This window comes from Sphingomonas sp. G5, assembly GCF_052660795.1.
In genome coordinates, this window is the sequence record NZ_CP109660.1 from 1361194 (window position 1) to 1372953 (window position 11760).

At 71.3% G+C, this 11760-nt stretch carries 8 protein-coding genes; 6 read left to right on the forward strand and 2 right to left on the reverse strand.

Annotated features, from left to right (window positions below):
- The first annotated feature begins 27 nt into the window (after nucleotides 1-27).
- The 5 genes from NE358_RS06645 (at nucleotide 28) to NE358_RS06665 (ending at nucleotide 6200) form a co-directional block, all read left to right on the forward strand.
- Nucleotides 28-753 carry an NUDIX hydrolase gene (locus NE358_RS06645; RefSeq protein ID WP_103210828.1) on the forward strand — a complete coding sequence of 242 codons (726 nt, stop codon included), beginning with the start codon at nucleotides 28-30 and terminating at the stop codon, nucleotides 751-753.
- A 63-nt stretch (nucleotides 754-816) separates the two neighbouring features.
- Nucleotides 817-2496, forward strand: a complete 1680-nt coding sequence (gene pgi / locus NE358_RS06650) for a glucose-6-phosphate isomerase (RefSeq protein WP_289942427.1) — start codon at nucleotides 817-819, stop codon at nucleotides 2494-2496.
- 310 nt (nucleotides 2497-2806) lie between these two features.
- Nucleotides 2807-3781 carry an aggregation-promoting factor C-terminal-like domain-containing protein gene (locus NE358_RS06655; RefSeq protein ID WP_289942428.1) on the forward strand — a complete coding sequence of 325 codons (975 nt, stop codon included), beginning with the start codon at nucleotides 2807-2809 and terminating at the stop codon, nucleotides 3779-3781.
- Nucleotides 3782-3871: 90 nt separating this feature from the next.
- Nucleotides 3872-4450, forward strand: a complete 579-nt coding sequence (locus tag NE358_RS06660) for a PadR family transcriptional regulator (protein ID WP_103210829.1) — start codon at nucleotides 3872-3874, stop codon at nucleotides 4448-4450.
- Nucleotides 4451-4502: 52 nt separating this feature from the next.
- Entirely contained in the window at nucleotides 4503-6200 is a 1698-nt protein-coding gene (locus NE358_RS06665) for an ABC1 kinase family protein (RefSeq protein WP_289942429.1), read from the forward strand.
- Between the two features lie 88 nt (nucleotides 6201-6288).
- Here the strand turns inward: NE358_RS06665 and NE358_RS06670 are convergent, their stop codons facing one another.
- The gene (locus tag NE358_RS06670; protein WP_289942430.1) at nucleotides 6289-7419 is read right to left on the reverse strand and encodes a hypothetical protein; all 1131 of its coding nucleotides are present in this window, start codon (nucleotides 7417-7419) and stop codon (nucleotides 6289-6291) included.
- A gap of 64 nt (nucleotides 7420-7483) precedes the next feature.
- Between NE358_RS06670 and NE358_RS06675 the strand changes: the two genes are divergently transcribed.
- Nucleotides 7484-10498 carry a DEAD/DEAH box helicase family protein gene (locus tag NE358_RS06675; RefSeq protein WP_289942431.1) on the forward strand — a complete coding sequence of 1005 codons (3015 nt, stop codon included), beginning with the start codon at nucleotides 7484-7486 and terminating at the stop codon, nucleotides 10496-10498.
- A 4-nt stretch (nucleotides 10499-10502) separates the two neighbouring features.
- Here the strand turns inward: NE358_RS06675 and NE358_RS06680 are convergent, their stop codons facing one another.
- Nucleotides 10503-11423: an aggregation-promoting factor C-terminal-like domain-containing protein gene (locus NE358_RS06680; protein WP_103210832.1), complete on the reverse strand. Its 921-nt coding sequence runs from the start codon at nucleotides 11421-11423 to the stop codon at nucleotides 10503-10505.
- Nucleotides 11424-11760 lie beyond the last annotated feature (337 nt).

An 11760-nucleotide genomic window follows, 5' to 3' on the forward strand; every position in this document is an offset into this window, starting at 1 on the left:
TGCCGGCGACGCGGCTAGCCTCGAGGAATGCCCTCACCCCGCGCCCAGCTCGAGGCCCTGCTCGCGCGCGGTCTCGGCGACGTCTCCCCGGCGCTGCAGGCGCTACCCGTCGAGGGCGAGGCACGAGCGGCCGCGGTGCTCATCCTTTTCGGTGTGCTCGACGGGGTACCCAGCCGCCGGGTCTCGCGCACCGTCCCGCGCGATCTCGACGTGCTGCTGCTCGCGCGGGCGAGCACCCTGCGCGCTCACCCGGGCCAGGTCGCGTTCCCCGGTGGCCGGGTCGATCCCGAAGACGCGGATGCCGTGGCGGCGGCGCTGCGGGAAGCGCGCGAAGAGACGGGGCTCGAGCCCGACGGTGTCGAGGTGCTGGGCACCCTCGAGCCGCTGCCCCTGGCCTTCTCTCGCCACGAGGTCACTCCGGTGATCGGATGGTGGGCGCGCCCGACCCCGGTCCGTGCCGTGGATGCGGCGGAGTCGGCCGAGGTCTTCCGCGCCCCCGTAGCCGATCTGCTCGATCCCGAACGCCGAGGCGTGACGGTGCTGCGTCGTGATGGTCGAGAGTGGCGGGGGCCCGCCTTCGCCCTGCAGACGGCACGCGGCCCACAGACGGTGTGGGGATTCACCGCGATGGTGCTGGACGGGTTGTTCGACCGCCTCGGGTGGACGGAGCCCTGGGACGGATCGCGCGAGATCCCCCTGGCCGACGCCGCCGCGGGCGCCCGCGACCGATCCGGGCCGCCGGCCCGGTCGTAGCGCGTGAGGCGCACTTCGTCATCCGCGGCGTGGCGATCGTCCGAGGTCGCTAGCGTGGGTTTCGTGACTGCGCCTATCGACCCCACCACCACCTCCGCCTGGTCCCGCCTCAGCGCCCTGCGCGAGAGCTTCACCCCCGATCTGCGCGGATGGTTCGCCGCCGACGCCGACCGTACGCGCGACCTCACCCGCACGGTCGGCGACCTCCACGTCGACCTGTCGAAGAACCTCGTCACCCCCGAGGTCCTCGATGCTCTGCTCGCGCTCGCCGATGAAACCGGCGTCCGCGAGCGCTTCGCCGACATGCTCCGCGGTGCCCATCTCAACACCAGCGAGGACCGTGCCGTGCTGCACACCGCTCTGCGTCGGCCCGCCGGCGCCGAGCCCGCGCTCGTCGTCGACGGTCAGCAGATCGATCACGACGTGCACGAGGTGCTCGACCGGCTGAGCGCCTTCGCCGACCGCGTGCGCTCGGGCGAGTGGCGCGGCGTCACCGGCAAGAAGGTCACGCACGTCGTCAATATCGGCATCGGCGGCAGCGACCTGGGCCCGGTGATGGTCTACGAGGCTCTGCTGCCATACGCCGACGCCGGCATCCACGCGCGCTTCGTGTCGAACATCGACCCCACCGACATCTCGCAGAAGACGGCTGACCTCGATCCCGAGACCACCCTCTTCATCGTCGCCTCGAAGACCTTCACCACGCTCGAAACCCTGACGAACGCCCGCCTGGCTCGCGACTGGCTGTGGGCGCAGCTCGCCGAGAAGGGCACGATCGACGACACGGATGCCGCCCGCACCGACGCCGTGGCCCACCACTTCGTCGCCGTGTCGACCGCGCTCGACAAGGTCGAAGCGTTCGGAATCGACCCGACGAACGCCTTCGGCTTCTGGGACTGGGTGGGCGGACGCTATTCCGTCGACTCGGCGATCGGGCTGTCGCTCGCCATCGCCCTGGGTCCCGACGTGTTCCGCGAGCTCCTGGCCGGTTTCCACACGGTCGACGAGCACGTGGCATCCACCCCGGTCGAGCAGAACGTACCCGTCCTCATGGGACTGCTGAACGTCTGGTACAACAACTTCCTCGGCGCGCAATCGCACGCGGTGCTGCCCTACGCGCAGCAGCTGCACCGCTTCGCGGCCTACCTGCAGCAGCTCACGATGGAGTCCAACGGCAAGTCCGTCCGGTGGGACGGTACGCCCGTCACGACCGACACGGGTGAGGTGTTCTGGGGTGAGCCGGGGACCAACGGTCAGCACGCCTTCTACCAGTTGATTCACCAGGGCACGCGGCTCATCCCCGCGGACTTCATCGCGTTCGTGAACCCGGCCTACCCCCGCGCCGATGACGGTCGCGATGTGCACGGACTGTTCCTGGCGAACTTCCTCGCGCAGACCAAGGCGCTGGCGTTCGGCAAGACCGCCGAAGAGGTGGAGGCGGAGGGGACCACCGGAGCTCTCGTCGCGGCCCGGACCTTCCCCGGCAACCGCCCGACGACATCCATCTTCGCGCCGTCGCTCACCCCCTCGGTGCTCGGTCAGCTCATCGCGCTCTACGAACACATCACTTTCACGCAGGGCACGATCTGGGGCATCAACTCCTTCGACCAGTGGGGTGTCGAACTCGGCAAGCAGCTCGCCCTCCAGATCGCCCCCGCGATCGAGGGCGACGACGAGGCCCTGGCCGCCCAGGACTCCTCCACGCGTGCGCTGCTCGACTACTACCGGGCGCACCGCGGCTAGTCCGCCGGACGCCATCCGACGGCGAGATCCGATGTCGAAAGGCCGATCGGGCGAGATTTTTCCTTCGCCGGATCGGCCTTTCGCTGTGCGCGAGGGGACGCTCAGCGGACACTGACGGATCCGGGTCGATGAGCCTGTCGAATAATCCCAGTTCACGCGGTTATTTTCGCCTTCCCGTGATGGCGGTGAACGACAGACGCACTCATCGGCTCAGGCCCTGTGCCTCGCGGGGCGACCGGCACTCGGCTCCCACCGGTCTTCCAGGTAACGAAAAGATAACGTCCAGAACCAGCACCCACACTCGTGGCCCGTGCCGACCCGACGGCACGACATCGCGCTCGATCCCGACGAGCGCGCCCCCGACGAAAGATCTCTCTTGCTGCGTTCCGACATCAAACTCACCCACGTCAACCGCGCCCGACGCACCCTGGTCACGGCGGCCACCTGTGCCGGCCTCGCCTTCGGCATGGTCGCGACGACCGGCCTCGCGATGGCGTCCCCGCTGTCCCTGCCGGACGCGTCGGCCTCCTCCTTCTCCGCCCCCGGCACCTCGGTGCCCGTGTCGACGGCGCCGACCCTCGACGCCGTCACCGCGGGGGCGAGCACCGCCCTCGATGGAGCGCAGACGGCGATTTCGAGCGCGAACGCGGTGCAGGCTGACGTCGCCGCGACCGGACTCCCTCTCGCGATCGGCGACGCCTCGATCGACACGAGTGCCCTGCAGGATGCCGTGGATCGGCTCACCTCGCGCGACCTGCTCCCCGTGCTGCTCGTTCCCGCCCTGAGTCAGAACGCTCAGACCGAGACCGAGCGCGTGAGCGCCCGTGTCGCAGAGGTCCAGGGGAGCCTGGACCAGGCCAAGGCAGAGAAGGCGGCCGCCGACGCCGCCGCCGAGGCGCAGCGCCAGGCCGAGGCCGCAGCTGCCGCCGAGGCGCAGCGCCAGGCCGACGCCGCGGCGGCTCTCGCCCGCGTCAACACCACAGACGGAGCCAAGGCGTACGCCGCGCAGCTCGCGTCCGAGAAGTACGGCTGGGGGAGCGACCAGTTCTCCTGCCTCTCGTCTTTGTGGACCAAGGAATCGGGCTGGAACTACAAGGCCTACAACAACGACGGTGGGGCCACCGGCATCCCTCAGGCGCTCCCCGGCAGCAAGATGGCGTCGTTCGGTGCCGACTGGGAATCGAACGCGGCGACCCAGATCGCCTGGGGCCTCGACTACATCTCCCGCGGTTACGGCACGCCGTGCAGCGCCTGGGGGCATTCGCAGGCGATGAACTGGTACTGAGAATCCCCTCGACGGTGACCCGCGCTCTGCGTCAGCGATATATCGTTATGTATCGCTGACTCAGGTCGGGTCCGCGCGAAGGAGGTCGTCATGAGTGGTTCATTCCTGGGAGACGCGTTCGGCGGGCGAGGTGGGAGCAACACCCCCGGCTGGCCGATGTCCAACATCCTCGAGGGTCTCGAGCAGCTGCGCACGCAGTTCGAGCAGAAGACCGCCTCGACGCCGCGCATGAACAAGGGAGACGTGCGATCGGCCGTCCTCTCGCTCCTGCTCGAGCAGCCGATGCACGGCTACCAGATCATCCGCGAGATCGAGGACCGCAGCGGCGGCTCGTGGAAGCCGAGCCCCGGCTCTGTCTACCCGACGTTGCAGCTGCTCACCGACGAGGGCCTCGTGCAGGCCGAGGAGTCGAACGGCCGCAAGACGTACTCGCTCACCGCCGAGGGGCGCGCCGCGGCGGGAGATGAGACCACCGAGCGCACCGCCCCGTGGGAGTCGGCCGGTTCGCGCGACAGCGGCCGCATGACGGCACTGCCCAAGGCGGGCGTCGAACTCGCGCAGGCAGCGGCCCAGGTCGCACGCACGGGTGACAAAGAGCAGGTGGCGCAAGCCGTCGAGATCCTCGACGAGGCCCGCCGTAAGCTCTACTCCATCCTCGCCCAGGGTTGAGGTCACGCCCGATCGACGGGGGCTTCCCGCCCGTCGGCATCCAGGAGAATCGATGACCGACGACGCCCTCATGAAGGCCCGCTACCGGCGGATCACGCGCTTCGCGGCGCGCTACCTGGTGCAGGCCTGGTGGTTCGAGCTGTTCCTGCCGAGGTTCGGCCTCGGGTGGATCTCCGCCCGGGGTCGTACCCGGCGGCTCGAACGCATCGCCCAACGCTTCCACGTGCTCGCGGTCGACCTCGGTGGTCTGATGATCAAGGTTGGGCAATTCATGTCGTCTCGCCTCGACGTCCTGCCCCCCTCCATCACGAAGCAGCTCGAGGGGCTGCAAGACGAGGTGCCCGCGGTCCCGTTCGTGCAGATGCGGGCTCGGGCCGAGGAAGAGCTCGGGATGCCGCTGGAGCGCGCCTTCGCGAGCGTCGATGAACGGCCTCTCGCCGCGGCGTCGCTGGGCCAGGCGCACCGCGCCGTGCTGACGGAGGATCTCGCCGCCGAGACCGGCCTGCGCGCCGTGGTGCTGAAGATCCAGCGGCCCGGCATCGACCGCATCGTCGACGTCGACCTGCGCGCCCTCCGCAAGGTCGGTGTGTGGCTCAGCAAGGTCGCCCTGGTGCGCGATCGTGTCGACATGCCCTCCCTGGTCGAGGAGTTCGCCGTCACGAGCCTCGAAGAGATCGACTATCTCCACGAGGCCGCGAACTCCGAGCGCTTCGCGGCCGACTTCGGCGGGCCCGACGGAGTGGCCGTCCCCGAGGTCGTGTGGGAGCGCACGACCCGCCGCGTGCTCACCCTCCAAGACGTCACGGCGATCAAGATCAACGACGTCGACGCCCTCCGCGCGGCCGGCATCGATCCGTCCGAGGTCGCCGCCCGCTTCGCGCGCGTGATGTTCGATCAGCTGTTCGACGACGGCTTCTTCCACGCCGACCCGCACCCCGGAAACGTCTTCGTCACGCCGCTCGGCGGCACGACCGACGCCGGCACACCGGCGTGGCGTTTCACCTTCATCGACTTCGGCATGATGGGCGAGGTGCCGCCGAGCCTCCGCCGCGGCCTGCGCCGCGTGCTCATCGCGGCGGCCTCGCGCGACGGAAAGGGCCTGGTCGACGGCATCCGCGATGTCGGCGTGCTGCTGCCCTCGGCCGACACCGTGCAGTTGGAGCGCGCGATGACGGGCCTGTTCTCCCGCTTCGGCGGGATGGGCTTCGCCGAGCTGCAAGAGGTCGACCCGCGCGAGTTCCGTGCCTTCGCGATCGAGTTCGGCGACGTCGTGCGATCGCTGCCGTTCCAGCTGCCCGAGAACTTCCTGCTGATCGTGCGCGCGATGTCGCTCACCAGCGGCATGTGCAGCGCGCTCGATCCCGCCTTCAACATCTGGGACGCCGTCGAGCCCTACGCGCAGCGCCTCATCCGGGAGGAGAGTGGGAACACCGCGCAGGCCTTCGTCCGCGAAGTCGGGGCGGTGGCTGCCGTCACCGCGCGCCTCCCGCGCCGTGCCGACAACCTCATCTCGCGCTTCGAAGACGGCTCGGTGTCGGTCCAGACCCCGCGCATCGAGCGCCGCATGCGCGATCTCGAGCGGATGGTGCGCCGGGTGGTCTCGTCGGTGCTGTTCACGGGCCTGCTCATCGGCGGGGTGCTGCTGCAGGCCGAGCAGGCGGTGCTGGGCACGATGCTCATGATCGTCTCGATCGCGCCGCTCTCGCACGCCCTCCTGGCCGGGTGGGTCGCTCGGCGCAACGGCGCCTGACCCGTCGGGGCGCGCGTCGCGCCGGCGGCATCGCTCCGCCGCGGCGCGCACGATCGTGACGACGGCACGACGCCGGATGTCGCGCGGTTCAGCGTCCGTCGAAGATGCCCAGAAGCGTGACGACACCGAAGAACACCGGGATGCCGTAGACCGCCGTCCCGACCATGAACGACGAGACCACGCGCACGTTGGCCCACCAACCGTGGCGGGGCGTCCACGATCGGAGCTGTCGCCCCTCGGGGCCCACGACGGGCGCGTGCGGGCGCCACGCCGAGACCCCCGCGGAACCGCTCACGAGACTCTCCGCGATCTCCACCGCGACCTGGCCCGCGACCCTCTCGTCGGTGTACCGCAGCGAGCGCTCTCGCAGTCGGGGTGCGACGTGGGTGAGGATCGCGTCCACCTCTCGCCACAGGGCCGGATCGTCCCAGCGACGCCGTTCCGCCCGGAAGAACACGGCCCGGTCCTCGATGATCTCGACGTCGAACGCGCGCGCGTGGTCCGCGAGCGTCGCCATGACGTCGGGGGTGAGGACGTAGAGCGCGTCCCGGGCGTATCCCCGTGGAGCGTACGCGCGGAAGATGCGGTCGAAATCACCCTCCAGGGAGAGCCGTTGCCGTTCGGCGAGGTTCTCGGGCAGTCCCGAGCGCACCCCGTCGTTCTCGACGGCGTCGAGGACCAGGTGGGGGAGAGGCGATGCCAGCGAGACGCAGACGTAGGAGCGCGGACGCGTGCGCGGCATCCGCAGTCGAACCGTCCCGAATTCGACCCCTTCGCCCACGAAGCGCGGGTATTCGCGGACGCCGGCGGAGTGAGCGGTGACGATGGCTGTGAAGGAGTCCCGCCACCACGCTTCCGCGCGGAACTCGTTCGCCCGCGCGGTGAGAGCGCGGCGAGCGCGGCGGAGCCGGACGGGCGTCGAGGCCTTCCGCGACCATCGCCACAGGGCGATGCTCGCGACGGTCCAGGCGAGGCCGACCACGAGCGTGACGACCAGGGTCTGTATGTCGTCGGCCTCGAGCGTCCCGTCGCCCCGGATGTCGACGTCGAGTCCGGTATCGAACACCACGATGAAGAGGGTCCAGACCAGGATCACGGCGTTCAGCCGCACGAGCAGGCGTCTGCGGGTCGGCACCCACGGCGGCGGTTCGTGCTCCGGTACGGTCGGCAGCTCCCGCCGTACGTCGTCGTCGGGGGCATCGAGCCATCGAAGGTCCACGCGTCGTCCTCTCCGGCGGAGGTTGGTCCGCCCGCCCGCCGGGGCGCTTCTCTAGACTGGCGCGGTGTCGACCGAACCGAGCCGTCCCCTTTCGGCGTGGCGGTTCGACGGGACGCTCCGGGCCTACCAGCGCGCCGCGCTTAACCGTGTCGATGTCGACGCGGGGGAGCCGCTGCACCTCGTCGCCCCGCCGGGTGCCGGGAAGACTCTGCTCGGGCTCCTCCTCGCCACGCGCAGGGGGCACCGCACCGTGGTCTTCGCGCCGACGACGGCGATCCGCGCGCAGTGGGTGGGGGCTGCCCGGGCGCTTGCGCATGACGACGCCGCCGTGTCGGAAGACCCTGATCGCCCCGCCGACCTCACTGCCCTGACGTACCAGGCGATCAGCGTGGTCGACTCCGGCGAGCCCTTCGCGGCCCTGGCGCGTGCCCGCTGGGTCGAGGAGCTGGTCGCCGACGACCGCACCCCCGACCAGGCCGAGGGATGGCTAGACGCGCTCAGCGAGAGCAATCCCGCGGCGTACGGCCGTGGCATCCGTTCTCGGTCCCGCGCCCTGCGTCGCACGCTGGCGAGACAGGATGCCACCGCGCTCACGGCCGCGCTCCACCCGCGATCGCGCGAGCTGCTGGAGCGCCTGGTCGGGGCAGGCGTCGAGACCGTCGTCCTCGACGAGTGCCACCACCTCCTGGATCACTGGGCGCTGGTGGTCGCGGCGCTCGTCGCGCGGCTGCGCGCGGCGGGTCGGGAGCCGCTCGTGATCGGGCTCACCGCCACCCTGCCCTCGCCCGATGACGCGAACGAGTACGAGAACTACGTCTCGCTGCTGGGCGAGGTCGATCTGGAGGTTCCCGTCCCGGCCGTCGTCCGAGAGGGGGATCTCGCGCCGTACCGCGACCTCGTCCACGTGGTCGAACCGACGGCGGAGGAGCGGGCGTTCCTCTCCGCGCACGCCGAAGCCCTCGCGGAGGCGCTGCGGACAACCTTCGCGGTGGGCGCCGGGAGGGAGTTCCTCCGCGCGGTGCTCCAGCCGTCGACCCCTTCCACCTCCGAGGACCCCCTCGAACCGCCCGCCGAGGGCGTCTCGTCCCCGGACCCGGTCGCTCCCGCGGGGACGAGTGCGGACGCGCGTCCGGGGATCGAGCCCCCGCCGCCCGCCGCGGAGTCGTCCGACCCCGACGCCGCCGTCGATGCCGCTCTCTCGGCGGCGTTCGCCGTCGACTTCGCCGGTGCCGAGGCCGCTGCGGCGATGTTCTCCGTCGTCGCACCCGGCGACCCGCTCACTGCGCGTCTTCCCGCCGTGGCACGACGTGCGCCCACGACGGACGAGACGCTGCGCCTGCTGGGTCGATACGCCCTCGACCGCGTTCTCCCCGACCCCGCGCGCGTCGACGATTGGCACCGGCTGCGCCGCCTGCTCGCCGATTTCGGCTTCGCCCTGACCGACCGCGGGGTGCGGCGCACCCGCGATCCGATCGACACGGTCCTCGCGTCCTCCCTCTCGAAGGACAGGGGAGCGTGCGACATCCTCGCCCGCGAGCGCACCGAGCTCGGCGACCGCCTCCGCGCCCTCGTCGTGACCGATTACGTCACCCACGGCAACGTCCACGGGGGGCTGCTGGGCTCGGCCGGCGCCGTCCGGACGTTCTCGATCGTGGCGACGGATGCCGTCACCTCGGCCCTGCGCGCGATCCTCGTCACGTCCTCGACGGTGCGCGTCGCCGTCCGTCACGCGGAGACGCTGCTCCCGGCGCTCACGCGCGAGCTCGGCGTCCCGGTGACGGGAGAGCCGTGCCCCGACGATGCGGCCGTCCTCGAGGTGCGGGGGACCACGGGGTCCGGTGTGGTCGGCGCCGTGTCCCGGCTGCTCGCCGACGGCTCGCTCGAGGTGGTCGTGGGCACGCGCGGTCTGTTCGGCGAAGGCTGGGACTGCCCGGCGGTGAACGCTCTGATCGACCTCACGGCGGTGGCGACGGCGTCAGCGACGCAGCAGTTGCGAGGCCGTACCCTGCGACGCGATCCGAGCTGGCCCGAGAAGGTCGCCCACAACTGGACGGTCTCGGCGCTGCTGCCGCCCGACTCGCCCCTCGACGCGCAACCCGATGCCGCCCGTCTCCGTCGCAAGCACGCCGGCCTGTGGGGACTCGACGCCGACCACCCGGAACGCATCGTCCGCGGGCTGCCCGCGGCGCTGGGGCGCGACCGTCGTCGCGCGCTCGACGAGGTGCTCGAGAAGGCCCGCGGTGCGTCGCTGGAGGGTGTCGACGCCCTGACCTCGGCTCCGGCGCGGGACGAGACGCGATCCGCCTGGCGCATCGGCTCCTCGTACGACGATCGCGAGGAGCTCTCCGCGGTGGTCGAGCGCCCGGCCCGCACGCCGGTCTTCTCGACGTCGGTGCGGGCCGAGCGTGCCCTCGGCGGGTGGCTCGGAGTATCGGCGGGAGCGCCGGCGGCGATGCTCGCGTTGTCGTTCTTCCTGCCACCCGTCGCGGGAGTCGCGGTGGGGGGAGTCAGCATCCTGATCGGTGCCGTCATGGCCGTGCCCCTGTTCTCCGCGTGGCGTCGCACGCGTCGGCAGGCTCGGGATGCCGCGGCGACGCTGCGGAACATGGCGCGTGTGGTGTGGACGGCGCTGTCCGAGAGTGGGCGCGTCCGGTCCCCGCTCGCGGTGCCCGTCTGGGAGCGAGAGCGGAGGGATGCTGATGGCACCCGCGCCGAGATCCGGATGGCGGACGCGAGCCTTGCCGATCAGAGGACGTTCGGGATCGCCCTGGAGGAGCTGTGCGGTCCTATCCGGACGCCGCGCTTCGTTCTGGAGGTCGACCGCGGCGGAGGGCCGTGGTGGGTGCGCGGTGTCCTCGATCGCGTGGGACGCTCCCGGCCCCGGCAGTTCGTCGCCGTGCCGGCCGAGATCGGTCGTCGTCGGGCGGACGCTCTCCGCTTCCACGGCGCGTGGCAGGTGCACGTGGGTCCGGCCGTCCTGCACGAGCTCAACGGCCCCGAGAACCTCTCGCTACTCGCAGAAGCGCGCCGCACCGGAGGGTTCTCCGGAGCGGCGCGCTCGATGATGCGATGGAGCTGAGGGCTCAGTACCAGCCGGTCGACTGCGAGTGACCCCACGCGCCGCACGGCGTGCCGTAGCGGCCCGAGATGTACCCCAGGCCCCACGACACCTGGGTGGCGGCGTTGGTCTGCCAGTCGGCACCGGCGGACGACATCTTGCTGCCGGGGAGGGCCTGCGGAATGCCGTAGGCGCCGCTGCCGGAGTTGTAGGCCTTATAGTTCCAGCCCGACTCCTTGTTCCACAGCGAGACGAGGCACGACATCTGGTCGTCGCCCCAGCCGCGGCTGGCGAGCATGTCGCGCGCGGCGGCCTGGGCGCCGGCGGGGCTGTTGTCTCCCGAACCGCCTCCGGTCGGGATGGGGGCCGAAGACCCTCCACCGCCGGAGTTCGACGAGGACGACGACGATGCCTGCTTCTCGGCGGCGGCCTTGTCGGCGGCGGCCTTCGCGGCGGCAGCAGCCTCTGCTTCCTGGCGCGCCTTCTCGGCCGCCTCTTCTTCCGCCTTCTTGGCGACGGCGGCGTCGAGACCCCCGCGCAGCTCGGCGACGCGCTGATCGACCGCGGCGGAGGCCGCGGAGACGTCGTGCGAGAGCGCCGGCAGGAACGTCTCGGGCAGCACCGAGGCCGCCTGCAGGCGCTCGGCGGCCTGCTGCAGCGCGGTCGTGTCGACCGTGGCGGGCTGGCCGATGTCGAGCCCGGATGCCGCGATGTCGCTCTGCACGGTGGCGACGGCCTGGATCGAGCTCGACGCGGCGGTCTCCGCCGCGCGGGCCTCGGTCTTCTCGGGGCCGGGGGAGGCCGCGAGCACCGTGGGCGTGATCGAGGAGGCGAGCGAGAACGTCGCGGTCGACAGGTCGGCGGGAGAGGCGGTGGCGGACGGCGCGGTGCCGGTGAGGGCCGAGGCCGCGACCACGCCGAGCACGAGCGCTCCCACTGTCGTCACGGGGCGACGACGAGTGCGGCGGGCGGCGAGGCGGCGGTCACGACGATTGGAAAAGGACGTCGAGTCAGAGCGCATAGAACCGGTTTCACGTGAGGGGAGGACGGTGCGGGTGTCACCGTCCGACCCGCGTCAGCGGGCACAAGACGGGGAGCCTGGCACGTGTTTCTGGACGCCACCTGGGCGGACCGCCTCAGAACACCGGAACAAAAACGCCGATCCGGGGCGAATCGCGCGCACGCGTGATCGCCCTGTCCAGCCCTCCGTCTCCGTGCGCGCTGCCCGGCCCGCGTCGTCGTGTGACGGCTCGACCGCGGGATGCGCGCCACCCGGGACTGCG

What these genes read in the sequence shown, in the direction of transcription:
- NE358_RS06645 (WP_103210828.1), top strand. Translation starts at nt 28, where the DNA reads ATGCCCTCACCCCGCGCCCAGCTCGAGGCCCTGCTCGCGCGCGGTCTC.
- NE358_RS06660 (WP_103210829.1), top strand. Translation starts at nt 3,872, where the DNA reads ATGAGTGGTTCATTCCTGGGAGACGCGTTCGGCGGGCGAGGTGGGAGC.
- NE358_RS06665 (WP_289942429.1), top strand. Translation starts at nt 4,503, where the DNA reads ATGACCGACGACGCCCTCATGAAGGCCCGCTACCGGCGGATCACGCGC.